Consider the following 18,575-nt stretch of genomic DNA (forward strand, 5'->3'; position numbering starts at 1 on the left):
GCGGGCATCACCGAGCGTAGCGGCATAACGTGGTATGATAGCGACGGCACGCACAATGGAGAGGTTGTATGCGAGTCTTCATTACCGGCATTACCGGCCCGGTCGGCAGCTTTCTGGCCGATTACCTACTGACCATACCCGGCCTTGACATTCACGCATTCAAACGCTGGCGTAGCGATCTGCGCCCGATTGAGCATTTGCTGGGCAAGATCACGATTCACGAGGGCGACATTGAGGATGCTTTTTCGGTCGACCGCGCGATCGCTGTTGCCCGGCCCGACCGCATCTTTCACCTTGCCGCGCAAAGTTACCCCAGCGCCTCGTGGGATGCACCGATCTTGACCATGCGGGCCAATGTCGAAGGCACGATCAACCTGCTCGAAGCGGCCCGCCGCCACGTGCCGCATGCCCGCATCCACATCGCCGGCACCAGCGCCGAGTACGGGCCGGTGCGCCCGGAAGATGTGCCCATCCGCGAAGATCACCCGCTCCGCCCGGTCAGCCCCTACGGCGTGAGCAAAGTTGCCGCCGAGCTGAGTGGTTTGCAGTATCACGCCAGCTACGGCCTGCACGTTGTCGTTACCCGCTCGTTCAACCATGTCGGGCCGCGCCAAGGCGACCGCTGTTCGATCCAAACCTTCTGCCGTCAGATGGCGTTGATCGAAGCCCGTCAGCAGACACCGGTGATCTATGTCGGCAATCTGTCACCGCGTCGCGATTTTACCCATACCCGTGATGTAGCACGCGCATTGTGGTTGTTGCTTGAACACAGCACACCCGGCGAGGTTTACAATCTCTGTTCAGGTCAAGCTGTGCGTATTGGCGATATTGTCGATATGGTGATCGCGATGGGGCGCGTGCCGGTGACAGTGCAAGTCGATCCGGCCCGCCTACGTCCGGTCGATGAGCCGATTTTACAAGGCGACAACAGCAAACTGCGCGCAGCCACTGGCTGGCAGCCTGAGATTGGGATCGAGCAGATTGTGGCCGAGGTATTAGCGTATTGGCGGGAACAACTTGGCGTTCCACGGTCGTAGTATGGGCACGTTATATCTCGTCGCCACCCCGATCGGCAATCTCGAAGACATTACCTTGCGCGCGCTGCGGGTGCTGCGCGAAGTGCGGCTAATCGCCGCCGAAGATACGCGCCATACCCGCATCTTGCTCGATCACTATCAGATCGTGACGCCGTGCATTTCGTACCACGAACACAACAAACTGGCCCGGCGCGATGAGATACTGGCTGTGTTGCAGACAGGTGACGTGGCGTTGGTGTCTGATGCCGGCACGCCGGCCATTGCCGATCCGGGCCACGAGCTAGTCCAGGTGTGTCTGGCAGCAGGGCATACCGTGACCCCGATCCCCGGCCCGAGCGCGCCAGTAGCGGCGCTCGTCGCTTCGGGTATGGCCACCGACCGGTTTGCCTTCATTGGTTTTTTGCCGCGCCAGCCGCGTGAACGGCGCGAATTGTTGCGCGAGATCGCCGATATGACGTTGACGATCATCTGTTTCGAGACGCCGCACCGCTTGCTTGAGGCGCTCCACGACATCGCCGCCACCTTGGGTGCGCGTCAATTAGCCGTCGCCAACGATCTCACCAAACGGTTTGAGGCGATTGTGCGCGGCACGGCTGCTGAACTGGTCGAGCACTTTACCCAACACCCGCCCCGCGGCGAGTTTACAATCGTAATCGCCGGGGCAGTGCCGTCTGGGGAACGAAAGCGCAATCGCCGGCGTCTCCGAGCCACTGCTGAGACGGTTTCGCCAGAGGCTATCGCCGCCTATTTGCGTGAACTTGTCGCACAAGGTGTCAGTAGCAGCACTGCTGTGCGTCGTACTGCCCAGGAATTAGGGGTCCCTAAAAATGCAGTTTACGACGTGTGGCACGACATCTTTGGTACCTAGGCATCATCGTGGCCCGGTGGCGTTGGACAACGTGCGATTGTGGGGTAATTGGGGTACCCACGAGGGGTGTCCCTACCCCGATACCTGTTGGGGTACTCACGGGGATCACCCACGGGGGGGGCCTCTACCCCGATACCTGTTGGGTCACCCATTGGAGGGTGCCCCTACCATATCCGCCGCGGTCGTTGGGGCAATCGGTGGGGCACCCACGCGGGGTAACTGCCTGTTGGGGTACCCACGGAAGGTGCCCCTACCCCTACCCCGATACATGTTGGGGCAATCGCCCGTTAGGGTAATCCGCCCGTTGAGGCGACCCCCTATGGTTGCCCACCTCCCCGTAGTTAGTCATTGACATCTTCGTCTTTGATCAGCAGGACCGGTACTAGATGTTCTTCAATCCCTTGAAGTCTAATTTACACCCGAGTTTGTAAGCTTTCTCAATGGATAAGCCATCCCCCAATGCTTGATAGAATCTGATAGAAAAGGCAATCGCCGCGCTATCTCTAATTGCTTGCTTCAACCCTATTACATAGGGAGCAATTTTGGCAATGGCTTGTATCTGTCGTGCTGAATAGCAGGCATTCAATATCACACAATTTACAGAAAATACACTTAACAGATCGGCAATTGCTTCAGGAGATACCGGTTGAATAACACCCGATCGATTCTCGAAACAAATTTCGCCTGTTTTCGTACCATGTCCAGAAAAATGGATAATATCTGGCTTCACATTTAACATTGTCTGACTTATATCTTCAGGTTGGACCGATATTCTGAGATGCAGATCAAATTGCTCCCGATACCTGGCTAATTGAAGCTTCTCGCGGATCTCACGAAACTCTTCTCCCACACGAATGTGACTTGCATCAGAAGGATCAGCAGCTAGAAACAGCACCGAAATTACTTTCTTCGACTCGACAACCTGTCCTTGTAACGATGCCAAGGTCTCTTGAGCGAGACGCATCGTCGGTGTTCGTTCTGGAGTTTTTCCGTCCGAGATGATTTGTGAGAGTATGTGCTGCGCAATAGCTTTGTCTGATGCAGCGATATTCCCGAATTCAATTTTTCTACGAATATAGGTAATAATCCTCTTCCTTGCCACCCAATATTTCATTGTGGAGAAGGACGCTAGAGTTTGAAGCGAGTCTTCGTCATCAATGTCAATTATTGTTTTTACACAATCATATTTTACTTCCCACGATGGATATTTCGCTCCGGACAGAAAGATACTTGTCGTGTAGCCTGCACCCCGTTCAATACATGCTTTTACCATGGCTCCCAAGCCATTACTGGACCTGGGTAGCCGAGGGTTTGAAAATAGCAGCTTTACTTGCTCTTCTGATAGAATAATCTTTCTTGCTGTTGTAAAAAACGCAATAAGCTCTTTAAGTAAATCTGTGTTCTCTGTGCGGAGCACTATATTGAAATCATCATTAGTAGCAATTCCTAACTCAACAAGCATCTATAGCGCTCGTGTTCGCATTCGTGGGTTTATCTGCTCATTGAACAACATTAAGGTTAAAGCTGTTCTTATGCTCTGCGGTGGATAGTCGCTATAGATGTTCGTTATTTGCTGAAAATAGTCTTCATGAGTAAGAGCCTGATATATCTTTCCATACACTTTGGTTTGGAGCTGGAGGGAATTATCTTTCTTTTCAGGTGTGACGATTGCCAAGATCGTTTCTACGACACGCTCGATCCCATCTTCCCACCTAATAGATACTATATCGCTCATCAATGGCGAAAAATTTGTAACATCCGAAGCGGAAAGGTTATACCAAATCGGGATTATAAAGGGGCGATCACCTGCTTGAACCGAACGTTGGTATAAACCTGACAACTCGCGTATCGGCCATTCTTTTGCAAAAAGTTCGGCGAAAGTACCACAATCCCAAATCTTGATTCTTTTAAGCCTTCGTCTATTGACCTGAGTAGCAATTTCCTTGGAGTTAGCTCAAAAATGTCATACCAAACCGTAGGATCCTTGGCGCAAAGTGATTCCACCAAGGGCATGACAATCACTTCTCTATCCTCAGACGCATAAGAAATGAAGATATCCCACTTTCGAGAGGGATGTTCTTGTGCTATTGACACATGACTTCTCCGAACATGCTAACGAAGCAAAAAGTCTGACCTCGAAGATTTGCCTGTAAGTCCAAACTACCCTTCGGTCACCAGCACTCTTACTTGACGGTCGGGGACCGCTTTCTAGCCGGATGAACGAGTTATCTACACGTTCTTCATCCGCACTGTTAGTGGATCGTTCTCGTAGGCTGTTATTTCACATCAAAAACATAGCACGTCTCTCAGGATAGGATGACATTCAACTCATTCGTCTGGGTTTATGTTTTTTATCAAATATTATACTAAACCATCACCTCCAACTGTAATGATAACTTTGATGACTCCACCCGGTCTCCCACCACACGAGCACCTGCTTCCCTGAATATTACACCTGCCGCTGTTGCATTATTGACGTGCAATTATGCAGTAGGTTAGTAACACTAATTGTAGGTCGTTCTATATACGAAATCAATATCTAAAATTTGGTAATCCCCAAATGTCCGCATCCGATTATCTTTCCGGCCAGCTTGATCAGACGCGCACTATTCCCCCTCATTCCACACGAAGAGGCGTTTATCGCAAGGGTACGCGATGGGATGACGTGTCAATGGGGGCCCGTTGGGGCAATCCGCCGTGATCGTTGGGGCAACCCCGTTAGGGCACCGACGGGGGGTGCCCCTACCGTATCTACCGTATCCGCCCGTTGGGGCAATCCGCCGTGATCGTTGGGGCAACCCCCGTTAGGGCACCGACGGGGGGTGCCCCTACCGTATCTACCGTATCCGCCCGTTGGGGCAACCCCCGCGGTCGTCCCTATTCCTCCTCCTCTTCTCTGTCGTCGAGGATAGCTAACGTATCTTCACGTTCGAGAACCCGTATCATCAGTTGTAACCGCCCCGGCGAGGTCCCGATCACCCGCTGGAAAATCGTACTGGCCGCAGCAGCAAAAGCCCGCTTCTGTTCGCGCGTCGGTGGATGATCGCCACTGTAAAACACTTCGAGCATTGGCATACGTTAACCTCATGATCCTATGTAAACCGCAAGCTGAGTGGCGGCTGACCATGCATCTCCAATACGAAAATATCACCTTGCTGCGCCGGAATGGTTGCCGCTAGCGCGCCTGAAATGACAATATCACCGGCTTGTAACGGGATGCCAAAGCTGCGCAGTTTGTTGGCCAGCCATGCAACCGCCACCGCCGGATGACCGAGTGCCGCTGCACCGGCACCGAACACTGTCGGTTTGCCGTTGTGACTCATCACCATACCGATGGTTCGCAGATCGCTCCCTCGTAAGGCTTTGCTCCACGGGCCAAGGGTGATCCCGCCATACGAGGCATTGTCGGCGATGGTGTCGGCAAGTTTGATCCGCCAACGGTCGATCCGGCTATCGACAATCTCAATCGCAGCAGCCAGCGCTGCCGTCGCCGCCATCACCTGTTGTGGCGTAATCTCGGGCCAATCGAGTGTTTCACCGATAAGAAACGCAAGTTCCCCCTCAACCCTCGGTTGGAGAAAGATCGCTGCCGGTGCCTCGGCGCGCCCGTTGACCGCCGGGAAGTAGCGCGATGCCCAGAGTGTGCCGTAATCCGGTTCGTTGACCCCCATCTGCTCTTGCACCACTTTGCTGGTGAGGCCAATTTTACGCCCGATGATCCGCTCTCCCCGTGCCAACCGCAACGTTGTCCAGTGCGTTTGAATGCGATACGCGGTTGCAGCATCTTCTATTCCCTCGCTCTCGGTCAGCGGGGCAATGGTGAAACGCTCTTCCCACGCTCGGTCGAGACGCTGCGCTAACGTTGCAATTGTTGCTTCCGTGACGCTGCTGCTCGCTACTGATTGCTCAGGCATATCGTCTTGGCCTCCGTGTAGAACTCTAGGCTGTAGTGGCCGCCTTCTCGCCCGATGCCGCTGTTTTTCATACCGCCAAACGGTACACGCAGATCACGCACAAAGAAGTCGTTGACCCAGATCGTACCGGCCTCCAGGGCAGCACCAAGCCGCACCGCCCGTCCTACATCGCGGGTCTGAACTACTGCCGATAGGCCGTAGCTCACGCCGTTGGCAATCGCAATGGCCTCTTCTTCCTCATCAAACGGTGCCACCGTTACCACCGGCCCAAAGATCTCTTCTTGACACACCCGATCCTGTGGCTTGACATCGACGATTATCGTTGGCTGGAGAAAATTTCCTTGATCGAACGGTGCTGGTAGTTCCGGACGACCCCCGCCAAGGACGATCCGTGCTGCACTTGTGCGGGCCACCTCGATGTATCCGCTGACACGGTCGAGATGCTCACGGGCGATCAGTGCGCCGACCTGCGTTGCCGGATTGAACGGGTCACCAACGTTGAGCCGCTTCGTCGCCGCTTGAAACCGTTCGAGAAAAGTTTCGTAGATTGGTCGCTGAACAAGGATCCGTGGCCCGGCCAGACAAAATTCACCTTGATTGAAGAAGGACGAACGTAAGCTGATCGCTACCGCCCGTTCGAGATCGGCGTCGGCAAAGATGATGTTTGCGCCTTTACCACCTAATTCAAAGGAGACTCGTTTGAGGGTGGCAGCCGCAGCAGTCATGATGATCTTGCCGGTGGTTGTCTCACCAGTGAACGAGATTAACTTCACATCAGGGTGTTTGGTCAAGAATTCACCGGCTGAGTTGGGGCCAAAACCGTGGATCACGTTGACCACACCCGGTGGCAGACCGGCTTCGTGCGCTAGTTGAGCCAACCGCCATGTTCCAATCGGGGTTAACTCGGCCGGTTTCAGAACTACCGTATTGCCGAACGCGAGCGCCGGCCCCATCTTCCACGTGGCCTGCAAGAGCGGAATGTTCCACGGTGCAATGAGCGCTGCCACACCGACCGGTTGACGTAGCACGTAGTTGATATAGCCGTTATCCATCGGATAGGCTTCGCTCCCATGCGTCGCCGCAAAATCAGCGAAAAATTCGATGTTCGCTGCAATCCGTGGAATGTAGCCGGCCCGATTTTCATTGATCGGTCGCCCGACATCCCACGTTTCAATCGCAGCTAGTTCAGCTTCATGCTCGCGGATAAGTTGCGCAAACCGCTTTAACATGAGCCGACGCTCGGCGACCGAGGTACGACTCCACTGCCGAAAGGCGCGTGCCGCGGCCTGCACCGCTGCATCAACTTCAGCCATCCCGGCTTCCGGCGCCGAACCAATGACGTGGTTGGTCGCTGGGTAAACAATCTCAAATCGCGGTCCACCATCAACAAACTGGCCGTCGATGTAGTGTTGCACCTGAAAAAATGGGTAATCCATCAGGCTTCTCCTACCAACTGTGCCTGTAAGATGTCTTCACCGATCGTTACTTCAAGCACACCGGGCATTGCCGGGATGGCCGGCGCCGGTGAGCCGAGAAAGATGATCTGCCCGGCTGCCAAACCGCCCACTGCCTGCGCTAACCAGCAGAGCTGTTGATTGAGGTTGCCCAACGCCGCTACCGGCCCGGCAGTGCGCAGTTCGCCGTTGAGGTATAGTCGCAGTTCGCCGTCCGGCATCTGTTCGTGCAACCGTTCACCGAGCAGAAAACCACCGCCCGACGCATTATCGGCGATAACCTCCACAGCACTAAATCGATAGTCTGACCATACACTATCGAGGATGTCGACACCGAGAAAGATACCGCCAATCGCACGTGCCGCCATTCCCGGCTCGGCCGTCGCCGGTAACGCTCTATCTAACACCACCGCCAATTCCGGTTCGAGCCGCGGCTGAATGTATTCGTTTAACGGCACCACACGCTCCCGAATCATCGACCGTCCGATCCGACCGTAGATCGGCCGATCGATCCCCATTTGGCGTTGCTTTGCCGGACTAATCAGGCCAAGTTTGTAACCGATGCACGTTGGATCGGGTAGGCGGGTTCGCTGAATCCGGTATGCCCCTGCGAGATCAACACCCCAATCACGGTTGCGGCTCGCAATCGGCCGCCGCGCCGATCGTGCATCGGCAATTGCGTTGGCTAACGCGAGTTCGGTGCTCGCGAGTTCCATGCCATTCTCCCTATCGCTTGCGATATTGTTCAGGCGACTCAGCTACTGTCCGCTCCCGGCTGCCTTATTGCGGCGCAACTCGGCCATCGACTGACCACCGACAGTCCAGTGCGCGGGTGGTACCTCGTGGATGACAAGCCGTACTTCAGCGAGTGGTACGTGAAACACTTCTGCGGCTGCTATCGATAGTTCATGGGCCAGCGCCGCTTTCTGTTCGGGGCTGCGTCCTTCCAGCATGGTAATCCGCAATAACATCATGACGGTAATCCTTATCGAAAAGGTGTTCGGTAAGCTGTCACGACGACATTGTAAAATATTTAGAATCACTAAATAAAGGTTAGAGTGCCGCCATCCGGCCATACCGACCACGGTAATACAACAACGGTCGCCCATCGCGATACGCGAGATGCTCCACCAGCCCTATGAAGAGGGTGTGATCGCCTGCCGGGTGGGCATCAACGACGCGGGCAACAACGTGGGCCAGTGCGTCAGCGATCAGCGGCGTCTCGTTGTGCCAAACGAATTGTGGCTGAAGGTCGGTAATCGGTTTTCCACTAAAATGGCGGCTAAGATGCTCTTGCTCTTCACTCAGTTTGCTCACCCCATACCGACCTCCCGGCGCAAGGAGGCTGTGCATTTTCGCCGATCGTCCGATGGAGACCAACACCAGCGGCGGATCGAGCGAGACCGATAGGAAGGCGTTCGCAGTCATTCCATGCACATGACCATCGTGGGTAGTGGTGATAACGGTCACACCGGTGGCAAAGCAGCCCATTGTAGTGCGAAACAGGCGCTGGTCAATGATGTTTACCGCTACTGTCGCTGATTGATTACTCATCCGCGCGCCTCCTTACGTGTCCCTGCTCTCCGCCGGCGACTCAGATCGAGCGCTACGTCGATAATCCAGTCTTCTTGGCCGGCTACTGCTTGCCGCCGACCAAGTTCGACGAGTATCTCCCGCGGATCGATACCGTACTGCTCGCCTGCACGCTTCGCGTGTAGGAGGAAGGTTGAGTAGACTCCGGCATATCCGATGGTGATCGCATCACGATCAGGAAAGGGCTGAAAGGGCATGATCGGAGCTACAATATATTCGGCAGCATCCATCAGCCCAAAGACATCAAGCCCCGGATTTAGTCCTAGCCGGTCGAGCACGGCTGCCAGCAGCTCGGTTGCAGCATTACCGGCACCAGCTCCTAATCCGCGCAAACAGCCATCAATCTGATCGGCGCCGGCTTCGAGTGCTGCGAGGGTATTCCCGATGCCTAACCCGAGATTATTGTGGGCATGAAAGCCAACTTGTACCGACAACGCTTCTTTCAACGCCCGAACTCGTGCCGCAGCGTCGTGCGGTAACATCGCTCCCGCCGAGTCTACGATGTAGACGCAGTCGGCTCCATACGATTCCATTAGTTTCGCCTGCTCGACTAACGCTGCTGGTGGACGCATATGCGCCATCATGAGAAAGCCGACCGTTTCTAGACCCAACGCTTTCGCCAAACCAAAATGCTGTTCTGAAATATCCGCTTCTGTACACTGAGTAGCTATACGTACCACCTGAATACCACGCGCTACCGCTTCTTTCAATTCTTGGCGTGTGCCAATCCCCGGCAGCATCAATGCGGCAATCTTGGCCCGTTCGGCATGACTACGCGCAGTTTCGATCAGATCAAATTCCGATGTATGAGAAAAGCCATATTGCAGTGACGATCCGGCCAATCCATCACCATGACTGACCTCGATCACCGGTACGCCGGCCCGGTCGAGCGCCTGCACAATCTTGGCTACTTGTTCGCGGGTAAACTGGTGGCGCATCGGGTGCGAACCGTCGCGTAAGGTTGTATCGGTCAAGCGCGGCGCCTTCATGCTACCACCTCCTTCAGTATGTGCAGTGCAAATACTTCCCCTACTCGCCGCGCCGCTGATGTCATGATGTCGAGATTCCCGGCGTAGCGTGGTAAGAAGTCACCTGCTCCCTCAACTTCGAGCAGCATAATCAACACCGGTCGCTCACCCCATGGGGTTGCCCGTCGCTCTATTACCGGTCGATTCTTCAGCCGGTACCCGGGAACGTACTGCTGGACATCGGCGACCATCTGCGCTACTGATTCTTGTACGGCCGTTTCGTCAAACTCCCCTTCCGGTAATACATAAATGGTATTCCGCATCAGAATCGGTGGGTTAGCCGGATTCAGGATGATGATCGCTTTCGCTTGGTGTGCCCCACCAATGACCTCCAAGCCACGTGCCGTGGTAAAGGTAAACTCATCGATATTTTGGCGCGTTCCCGGTCCTGCCGAACGGCTCGACACGGTGCTCACCATCTCCGCATAACGCACCGGCGTCACCCGGCTGACCGCATAGACCAGCGGGATGGTTGCTTGACCGCCACAGGTTATCAAGTTGACATTCGGCGCATCAAGATGCATCCCAAGATTCACCGGTGGCACGACATACGGCCCGCGCGCCGCCGGAGTCAGATCAATCGCGATACGCCCGTGTTCCCGTAACAGTCTCGCATGACGCACATGCGCCTTTGCACTGGTCGCGTCAAATACGATCCGAATCTCGGGATCGGCCAGAATCGCCTCAATACCGCCGGCACTGGTCGGAATGCCCAACTGCCGGGCTCGTGCTAACCCCTCCGACGCAGGATCGATCCCGGCTACCAGCGCCAGCTCCATCGGTCCCGGCTGTCGCAACAGTTTGTACATCAGATCGGTACCTATATTACCGGAACCGAGGATGGCGACTTTGACTTTGTCGGCTTGCATGCAGATGTTCCTCCATAATAGCCTAGCCGCTCTGAAATGCGCTGTGCGCCTTCGATAATTGCTCGCGTGTACTGATCGCGGTGGAGGCGAAAGCGATGGGTCGGCGCCGAAAAGCTAATGGCGGCAATAACCTGTCCCTCATAGTCACGGATCGGTGCTGCTACGCAACAGAGGCCGATTGAGACCTCTTCGAGATCGTAGGCGTAGCCGCATTGCCGCACCTGTGCCAGCTCTTCGGCCAGTGCGTCGAGTGAGGTGATGGTGTTGGGCGTAAAGGGATACAGTTGATCATTGCCGACCACACGCAATACCGCATCCCACGGCTGGTGAGCGAGCAAGACTTTCCCTACCCCTGAACAGTGCGCCGGTAGGCGCACACCAATCCCCGATAATTCCACCTGCAACCCTTGCTGGCCGCGCAACTTCTCCAGATAGACGACTGTTCCGGCTTCTAACACGGCCAAATGCATGGTTTCGCCCCATACTGCAACCATCTCCTGCATAACGGCTCGTGCTTCATCGCGGAACTCGGTTGTCTTGAGTAAGGTTTGACCAAGTTCGAGTAGCCGCCAGCCTAACCGATAACGCCCTACACCAATCCGACGGAGCAAACCCTGCTCGGCCAAACTACTGAGCAGCTCCGAGACGCTCGATTTTGGCAACTCCAATGCTTTTGCCATCTCACCAACGCTCCACTCTGGGTGCTGCGGCGTAAAAAGCGTGAGTGCTCGTGCTGCTTTTTGCAGGGTCTGCAACATAGCTCGTTCCTTTCACCGGGATAATACCGCGTTCGCCCTCTTCTCGGCCGAATCCGACCGGAAGAGGGCACGCTCCTCTACCTTACGCTGTTGCTTCGACCGGCTCCTGCTCGTGTACTATCGGTGTGCCGTAGAGGAAGAATTCACCGGGCAAATTGCCCCCAAACCAAACGATCCCTGCTGCCAGAGTTTCTTCCGTCCAGACAATCGGTTTCCAAGCCGGATCGAAGATCAGGTAGCCCGGATCACCGAACAATTCAACGCGATTGCCTCCCGGCTCATAGACGTACATAAACATCGCTTGGCTAATGCCATGCTTGCCGGGACCGGCTTCAATAAAGATGCCCTGCTCGCGGAAGACGTCGGCCAGATCGTTGAGGTTCTGCGGATAGCCGTACCAGTAGCAGACATGGTGCAAGCGGCCACGTGCACCTTTCCCGTCACGCATCAGCGCCACTTCATGTACCAGCGGCGAGACACTCAGCCAGCAACCGGCTTCAGTCCCATTGTTGAGCACGATATGCTCGCGTAATCGGAAGCCTAACTGCTCCATTAAAAAGTTTTTGTTGACCGTTACATCCGACGCTAGCAGGTTCACGTGGTCGAGACGACGTACCGGAACCCCGCGCAACGGTCGCTTTTGTGGCCGGTTGAGGAGTGGAGTCTTCTGATCTTCAGTCGGTTGGAAGTATTCAACCTCCCACAGAATCTCCATGGGGTGTCCATCAGGCGTAGTAAACTGATAGGCCGCCCCGTGCCCGAGATCGCCGTCGATCCAGCCCTTGCCAAAACCCGATGCCTCAATCGCCTTGACCCGACGTTCTAGCGCCTGTGGTGAGCTGGTGCGCCACGCTACGTGACCCAAGCCCGGCTCTTTGGCTTCGGTAATTTTGAGGGTATGATGGTACCAGTCCTCGTAAGCACGCATGTAGACCGATTGCCCCTCCTGCTTCGTCAACTCCATGCCCAGCAGATCGCGGAAGAACCATAGTGTCTGATCGGGTTTGGGCGTGAGAATCTCAACGTGCGCCAATTGATGAGTATCAAAGATCGGTTCGCTCATGGAAGCCCTCCTTTGGGTCACCTATTACTTCATCACCACATTGACATCGGTTGGATTGATCAGATCGTCCACCGTCCAGCCGTCGAGGTCGTATTCAGCCATGCAACGTTCGGCAAATGCCTTCAGGTTTGCCGTCACCCCCATCGCCATCGCCGCACCTAACGTCTCGATGCGAATGTTTTCATGGTTGCCGGCATAGTTGCGCTCGTACAATTCATGCCGACCACCAAACTCGGTACCGATGGCATCCCAGAGCAGTTTCATGAGCTTGATTCGGTCGAATGCGCTATAACCGTTTGAACCGCGCACGAAACGGTCGAGGTAGGCGCGCACTTCAGGGTTCTTCAGATCGGCTGCATGTGATGGCAGATAGATCAGCGCGCTCGCGACGTCTTTCTCGATCAGGTCTTTGATCTTGACGTAGGCATCCGGGGCAAATACTCGGTAGGCGAAGGCGGCTTCGAGGTTGGGTAAGAGGTACCCATCTACCCACGGCATCGGATTACGCACCATTGCCTCGGTCAATTGCCAGAAAAGGTTGCGATAGGTGACAATCTCGCCAAGCCGTGCCTGCACACCGCGAAATTCAGCGACACCGGTAGACTCAACCGCTTTGAGCATAAGCCCGGTAATGAAATCGAGCTTAACGGCAAAGCGCGCACCACCATGCAACGGGAAGCGATGGCCGAAGCCGGAGAGCGGGAAGAAGGTGTTGACCCTCTCAACGTCACCGTACACAAAGATGTTTTCCCACGGGATCAGGACGCGGTCGAAGACCAAAATCGAGTCGTTCTCATCCAGCCGGCTCGATAACGGGTAATCGAAAGGGCTACCGACGATTGCCGCGTTGTATTCATACGAGGTGCGTGCAATCAACTTGACGCCGGGCGCGTTCATCGGTACCGCAAAAATAAGTGCAAATCGCTTCTCTTTGATCGGCAGTGGACCATAGTGAGCGATAAAGTTCACATGGGTTAAGGCACTACCGGTCGCTACTACCTTCGCCCCCGATACGATCAGCCCGGCATCCGTCTCCCGTTCGACATGCATGTACACGTCGGCAACTTCGTCCGGTGGTCGATTGCGGTCGATGGGCGGATTCACAATCGCATGATTCCAGTAAATCAACTCCTCCTGCGTCTTCCGATACCAGCGCCGCGCATTCTCTTGATAGGGTGCGTAGAACTCGGCATTCGCTCCTAGTGTGCCGGTAAATGCTGCTTTGTAGTCAGGCGCACGCCCCATCCAGCCGTAGACCGCGCGCTGCAACTCGGCAATAGTATCCCGTGCCCGTACCAGATCCTCGACCGTCCGCGACCCGACAAAGAAGGGATGGGTCCAGCCACCACTGCCGGTATCGGTCGGCATTGTCCACTTCCACTGATCGGGACCACCGCGTGTTACATCCTCCTGATGCAGTTCATGGAGCCGGTCGTACCATCGTGCTACCATGCGCGCCGAATTGCGGAAGGCTGGGTGAGTCGTGATATCCTTGACCCGTTCCCCTTGAAAATAGACGACCCGATCATCGCGCAGGCTTTCGAGATACTCCCGCCCGTTCATTGGACGCACACTGGCTATGGTGGTCTCCGTCGTTACTTCGGATACCGTCATCACATCACCTCCTTGTACACGAATCCCTAGCGCCATTGCCGCGTTTTGATATTATTTAGTTTCCTCGCCGCGGTAATTCCGATTATAGAGAGGGATGCCACCATTGTCGATAACCAAATTCGGTATAACCGAACGTGAGTTGGGATTTTGGAAAAGATTGGTTGTGAGAGGAGTAGCCAACCTCACACCCGTCGATCCATTTGCCCTTATCGTGTACAATACTCGTGACGATCCCACATTGCCGATCACTAAATGAGGAGGTTGCTATGCGGGCCGGTGAAATAGCGGTCGAACCTTATGTCTTGTGCGAAACCGATGGTCGTGGCGTTGCTCGGATCACACTCAACCGACCACGCCAATTCAACGCCTTATCCGAAGAGATGTTAGCTGCGCTGCAAGCCCAACTCGACGCGATTGCCGCCAATCCGCAGATCCGCGTTGTCGTACTGGCCGGCGCCGGTAAAGCGTTTTGCGCCGGACACGATCTGAAACAGATGCTGGCCCATCCCGACCAGCACTATTACGAAGACCTCTTCGCCCGCTGCTCTCACATGATGCTGACGATTCAGCGCATGCCGCAACCGGTTATCGCCCGCGTCCACGGAATTGCGACTGCCGCTGGCTGCCAGTTGGTGGCGATGTGCGATCTCGCTGTCGCTTCGAGTGAGGCTAAGTTTGCGGTATCGGGAATTAATGTTGGTCTGTTCTGCTCGACGCCATCGGTGGCGCTATCGCGCAATATCGGTCGCAAAGCAGCCTTCGAGATGCTGGTTACCGGCGAGTTTATCGATGCCGAAGCCGCTCACCGCCTCGGCTTGGTCAACCGGGTTGCACCACCCGACCAACTCGACGCCGCGATCGAGCAACTAGTCAGTGCTATCTTGACCAAACCCGCCGAGTCGATTGCGATTGGCAAATCGCTCTTCTATCGCCAAATTGAGCTGCCAATGGCTGAGGCGTACCAACTGGCCGGGCAAACAATGGCCTGCAATATGATGGAACCGTGCGCGCAAGAAGGGGTAACTGCGTTCGTCGAAAAACGCCCGCCAGCGTGGGCATCGACCGAACGTCAGCCAAGCTAATCGGAGAAATACGAAGCGCGCCACCACGTGGTGGCGCGCTTGTGCTGGTGCCCCCAGCGGGATTCGAACCCGCGATCTCCACCTTGAAAGGGTGATGTCCTAGGCCACTAGACGATGGGGGCCTGACGCTCGTGCATTATACCATACTTTGCGATTGTTGCAACTGTTGCGCAAACTATACCCAAATCGTTTTGATACCTGCTTCAACAGCCGAATACGCGGAGACCGGTAATCACCGTTCCGCCGCAGAACCGATCTCCGTAAACATCATTCGCATGCTTCTCATATAGGAGTGCGATGCTCTGGATTCTTCGTCGCATTCACGTCGCAATCATGTATCCATTCGCACACCGAGAGCGGTATCGCTCCGGCACCAGCACTATTCGCGGGGCAGGGTCTTCAAGGAAGGAAACCAACGTTCCACCTCAATGCTACTGGCTCAACAGCGTTCAGCCCGGTCGGATAGCGGCTGCGAGCAGCGGTCTCCGCCGCAGCCGGTGTGCGTGGCGTTTGGTCATATCTGGCAGGCCCAGCGAGCAGCGGTCTCCGCCGCAGCCGGTGTGCGTGGCATTTGGTCATATCGGGCAGGCCCAGCGAGCAGCGGTCTCGCCGCAGCCGGTGTGCGTGGCGTTTGGTCATATCGGACAGGCTCAGCGAGCAGCGGTCTCGCCGCTGTTGGCACTCTTCCACAGCCGCCACACAACGTGGTACGAGGTACTGGTCCGTCTTGCCCGTTCGCCCAGGGTTTTCGGCGTTGTTGTGCCAAGAAAATATATGCGTTAGCCGTTACCAACCAGCCGCCTACGCCTCCGGTAATTCATCGTAGTAATCAGCCAACCCGGCCAGCGTCATCTGGACCAAAAACGGCGTCACTTCGTTGCCGAGCGAGGTGCGGAACGCGCTGTAATCAATTGCCACCGCTGCCTTCCAATCGCCGACCTCGGTAAAACGTGGTAGGTAACGACGCAGTTGCGCCGCTAGCAATCGGCGTGGGTTGGGCAGTGCAAACAACAGCACTGCACGTTGCAAATACTCTGAAAAAGCAGTCGTGTTCGCCTCATCGTCCACCGGTGGTTCACCGAGCTTGTCAATGATCCGCCGGATCACCTCTGGGCCAATATGCAATGGATCAAACATTGGGTCGCGAAACAATTCGATACAATATGCATCGAGTGCTGCTTGATCACGATGCAATTCGAGTGCTAAGGTGCGCTGCTCACTCACAGCCCGCACCGCAGCCGCAATCCGCGCTTGCTCGGCGTCATCGGGTGGATCGGCTAACCACGTTCCGGCACACCGTGTCAGCCGAACTGCTTCTTCGCCACCACCGGCTCGATCAACCGGACGTATTGCGCGACCGCGCATACTTTGCCCTCCGTTACTTGCGTTCCTTCGCGTCAGTTCAGTATAGCATGATTTTCGTCGGTCACAGCTATAGTTAATCTTAACTTTGTCAAGCAACAAATTGACATTTCACACCGATCCAATTACAATACGATAAATAAGGATCTGCTTAGTACAAAGGAGCCTACCGTGGCCCGCATCTACAATTCGATCACCGAACTGATCGGTAATACACCGCTCGTCCGTCTCAACCGCGTTAACGACACCCATGCTACTGTTGTTGCCAAACTCGAATTTTTCAATCCAGCCGGTTCGGTGAAAGATCGGATAGGTTTGGCGATGATCGACGCCGCCGAGCGTGAAGGTCTGATCCGTCCCGGTGAGACGGTGATTATCGAGCCAACCAGTGGCAATACCGGTATCGGCTTGGCGCTAGTAGCCGCCGCCCGCGGGTATCGTCTCATCCTGACAATGCCTGAAACAATGAGCATCGAGCGGCGTAAACTTCTGCGCGGTTTCGGTGCTGAATTGGTACTGACACCGGGTAGTGAAGGAATGCGCGGCGCCATTGCCCGTGCCGAAGAGCTACTGGCCGAGATTCCGAATAGTTTTATGCCTCAGCAGTTTAAGAACCCTGCTAACCCGGCTATTCACCGCGCTACTACCGCTGAAGAGATTTGGCGCGATACTGATGGTCAGGTTGATATTGTCGTCGGTGGTGTCGGTACCGGCGGTACCCTCACCGGCATTGGTGAAGTACTCAAACCGCGCCGGCCTAGCCTGCGTATTGTTGCCGTCGAACCGGAAGCTTCACCGGTGTTATCAGGCGGTAAGCCCGGCCCCCACAAGATTCAGGGCATCGGCGCCGGCTTTATTCCCGATGTGTTGAATACCTCCATTCTTGATGAGATCCAGCAAGTCAGCAACGAAGATGCCTTTGCGATGGCTCGCCGCCTCGCCCGTGAAGAGGGATTGATGGTCGGCATCTCAAGTGGTGCTGCCGCTACCGCCGCCCTCCGCGTTGCTCGTCGTCCTGAAAACGCCGGCAAATTGATCGTTTTTATCGTGCCCTCCAACGGTGAACGCTATCTCTCTACTCCTCTCTTCGCTGAAGAGTAACTCACACCGCAATGCACAGGCGCGGAGATGGTCGGGGTGGCAACCCAGCTGCCGTCGTCACCCACACCGTAATGCACAGGCGCGGAGATGGTCGGGGTGGCAACCCAGCTGCCGTCGTCACCCACACCGTAATGCACAGGCGCGAAGATGGTCGGGGTGGCAACCCAGCTGCCGTCGTCACCCACACCGTCACGCACAGGCGCGAAGAATACGGAGTAACTACCTCATCTACTCTCTGCGCCCTTTGCGCCTTTGCGTTAACGTCCTTTGCGTTAACTGCGTTAACCTCTCCGCGCCTCTGCGCCCTTTGCGCCTTTGCGTTAACGTTCTTTGCGTTAACTGCGTTAACCTCTCCGCGCCTCTGCGCCCTTTGCGCCTTTGCGTTAACTGCGTTAACCTCTGTACGCTCCCCTACTCCTCATCTCCCTCTTCTTGCCGGCCAGCTCCACCGTCAAGGAAAATCACCTCATCGGCCCGTACATACGTCCGCCATCGCGTTTGCCCACTCTCACTATCTTGCCATTTGTCGGTGCGCAAACTGCCCATCACCATCACCCGCCGCCCCTTTTGCAGATAATTACCGCACACTTCTGCCAAACGCTCCCATGCCTCCACCGTCGTCCACTCAGTTTCACTGGTCCGATGTCCCTGCTCATCGTTGCCACCCGGACGGTTGGTCGCCAGATTAAACCGACAGACCGTTACACCATTTCCTACATGTTTTAGTTCAGGATCGGCCCCCAATCGTCCGATCAACTCGACCCGATTCATCGTCCCTTTGAAGCTACGCATCGTGCCCTCCTCTGTGCTCAAATTGACTATTCAATTGCCG

General features: G+C 55.5%; 19 protein-coding genes and 1 tRNA gene. 4 read left to right on the forward strand and 16 right to left on the reverse strand.

The window, feature by feature from the left end:
- Positions 1-68: 68 nt before the first annotated feature.
- Both ACP5OT_RS01085 and rsmI read left to right on the forward strand, forming a co-directional pair.
- Complete coding sequence (locus tag ACP5OT_RS01085; RefSeq protein ID WP_424675308.1) at positions 69-1,037, forward strand: GDP-mannose 4,6-dehydratase; 969 nt, start codon at positions 69-71, stop codon at positions 1,035-1,037.
- A 1-nt stretch (position 1,038) separates the two neighbouring features.
- The gene (gene rsmI, locus ACP5OT_RS01090; protein ID WP_424675309.1) at positions 1,039-1,905 is read left to right on the forward strand and encodes a 16S rRNA (cytidine(1402)-2'-O)-methyltransferase; all 867 of its coding nucleotides are present in this window, start codon (positions 1,039-1,041) and stop codon (positions 1,903-1,905) included.
- A gap of 382 nt (positions 1,906-2,287) precedes the next feature.
- Here the strand turns inward: rsmI and ACP5OT_RS01095 are convergent, their stop codons facing one another.
- The 13 genes from ACP5OT_RS01095 to ACP5OT_RS01155 form a co-directional block, all read right to left on the reverse strand.
- The gene (locus ACP5OT_RS01095; protein ID WP_428131094.1) at positions 2,288-3,367 is read right to left on the reverse strand and encodes a CHAT domain-containing protein; all 1,080 of its coding nucleotides are present in this window, start codon (positions 3,365-3,367) and stop codon (positions 2,288-2,290) included.
- Positions 3,368-3,693: 326 nt separating this feature from the next.
- Entirely contained in the window at positions 3,694-3,918 is a 225-nt protein-coding gene (locus ACP5OT_RS01100) for a TIR domain-containing protein (RefSeq protein ID WP_424675337.1), read from the reverse strand.
- A gap of 864 nt (positions 3,919-4,782) precedes the next feature.
- On the reverse strand, positions 4,783-4,980 hold the full coding sequence (locus ACP5OT_RS01105; RefSeq protein ID WP_424675311.1) for a tautomerase family protein: 198 nt from the start codon (positions 4,978-4,980) through the stop codon (positions 4,783-4,785).
- A 17-nt stretch (positions 4,981-4,997) separates the two neighbouring features.
- The gene (locus tag ACP5OT_RS01110; protein WP_428131096.1) at positions 4,998-5,819 is read right to left on the reverse strand and encodes a 2-keto-4-pentenoate hydratase; all 822 of its coding nucleotides are present in this window, start codon (positions 5,817-5,819) and stop codon (positions 4,998-5,000) included.
- Entirely contained in the window at positions 5,801-7,255 is a 1,455-nt protein-coding gene (locus ACP5OT_RS01115) for an aldehyde dehydrogenase (protein ID WP_424675313.1), read from the reverse strand. The genes ACP5OT_RS01110 and ACP5OT_RS01115 overlap by 19 nt, the downstream gene beginning before the upstream one ends.
- Positions 7,255-7,989 (reverse strand): 2-keto-4-pentenoate hydratase, encoded by a 735-nt coding sequence (locus ACP5OT_RS01120; RefSeq protein WP_428113189.1) that lies wholly within the window; start codon positions 7,987-7,989, stop codon positions 7,255-7,257. The genes ACP5OT_RS01115 and ACP5OT_RS01120 overlap by 1 nt, the downstream gene beginning before the upstream one ends.
- Before the next feature lie 42 nt (positions 7,990-8,031).
- Positions 8,032-8,247 carry a tautomerase family protein gene (locus tag ACP5OT_RS01125; RefSeq protein ID WP_424675315.1) on the reverse strand — a complete coding sequence of 72 codons (216 nt, stop codon included), beginning with the start codon at positions 8,245-8,247 and terminating at the stop codon, positions 8,032-8,034.
- Positions 8,248-8,326: 79 nt separating this feature from the next.
- Positions 8,327-8,827 carry a flavin reductase family protein gene (locus ACP5OT_RS01130; protein ID WP_428113191.1) on the reverse strand — a complete coding sequence of 167 codons (501 nt, stop codon included), beginning with the start codon at positions 8,825-8,827 and terminating at the stop codon, positions 8,327-8,329.
- Positions 8,824-9,855, reverse strand: a complete 1,032-nt coding sequence (gene dmpG, locus ACP5OT_RS01135; protein WP_424675317.1) for a 4-hydroxy-2-oxovalerate aldolase — start codon at positions 9,853-9,855, stop codon at positions 8,824-8,826. Before dmpG ends, ACP5OT_RS01130 begins: the two co-directional genes overlap by 4 nt.
- Positions 9,852-10,763 (reverse strand): acetaldehyde dehydrogenase (acetylating), encoded by a 912-nt coding sequence (locus ACP5OT_RS01140; RefSeq protein WP_424675318.1) that lies wholly within the window; start codon positions 10,761-10,763, stop codon positions 9,852-9,854. The genes dmpG and ACP5OT_RS01140 overlap by 4 nt, the downstream gene beginning before the upstream one ends.
- Positions 10,715-11,521, reverse strand: coding sequence for an IclR family transcriptional regulator (locus ACP5OT_RS01145; RefSeq protein WP_428131098.1), 807 nt, complete (start codon positions 11,519-11,521; stop codon positions 10,715-10,717). Before ACP5OT_RS01145 ends, ACP5OT_RS01140 begins: the two co-directional genes overlap by 49 nt.
- Positions 11,522-11,603: 82 nt before the next feature.
- Positions 11,604-12,584, reverse strand: coding sequence for a catechol 2,3-dioxygenase (locus ACP5OT_RS01150; RefSeq protein ID WP_428113195.1), 981 nt, complete (start codon positions 12,582-12,584; stop codon positions 11,604-11,606).
- A gap of 24 nt (positions 12,585-12,608) precedes the next feature.
- Positions 12,609-14,198, reverse strand: a complete 1,590-nt coding sequence (locus ACP5OT_RS01155; protein ID WP_424675339.1) for a 4-hydroxyphenylacetate 3-hydroxylase N-terminal domain-containing protein — start codon at positions 14,196-14,198, stop codon at positions 12,609-12,611.
- A 266-nt stretch (positions 14,199-14,464) separates the two neighbouring features.
- Here ACP5OT_RS01155 and ACP5OT_RS01160 point away from each other — a divergent pair, with 266 nt between their 5' ends.
- A complete protein-coding gene (locus ACP5OT_RS01160; RefSeq protein WP_424675320.1) occupies positions 14,465-15,280 on the forward strand; it encodes an enoyl-CoA hydratase in 816 nt (271 codons plus the stop codon).
- 45 nt (positions 15,281-15,325) lie between these two features.
- Here ACP5OT_RS01160 and ACP5OT_RS01165 read toward each other — a convergent pair.
- Positions 15,326-15,402 (reverse strand) — tRNA-Glu (locus tag ACP5OT_RS01165).
- 679 nt (positions 15,403-16,081) lie between these two features.
- A complete protein-coding gene (locus tag ACP5OT_RS01170; protein WP_424675321.1) occupies positions 16,082-16,645 on the reverse strand; it encodes a hypothetical protein in 564 nt (187 codons plus the stop codon).
- Positions 16,646-16,813: 168 nt separating this feature from the next.
- Between ACP5OT_RS01170 and cysK the strand changes: the two genes are divergently transcribed.
- On the forward strand, positions 16,814-17,743 hold the full coding sequence (cysK, locus tag ACP5OT_RS01175) for a cysteine synthase A (RefSeq protein ID WP_424675322.1): 930 nt from the start codon (positions 16,814-16,816) through the stop codon (positions 17,741-17,743).
- A 411-nt stretch (positions 17,744-18,154) separates the two neighbouring features.
- Here cysK and ACP5OT_RS01180 read toward each other — a convergent pair whose 3' ends face one another.
- A complete protein-coding gene (locus tag ACP5OT_RS01180; protein ID WP_424675323.1) occupies positions 18,155-18,535 on the reverse strand; it encodes a single-stranded DNA-binding protein in 381 nt (126 codons plus the stop codon).
- Positions 18,536-18,575: the final 40 nt, after the last annotated feature.

It is taken from the genome of Chloroflexus sp. (assembly GCF_049970315.1).
Classification (GTDB): domain Bacteria; phylum Chloroflexota; class Chloroflexia; order Chloroflexales; family Chloroflexaceae; genus Chloroflexus.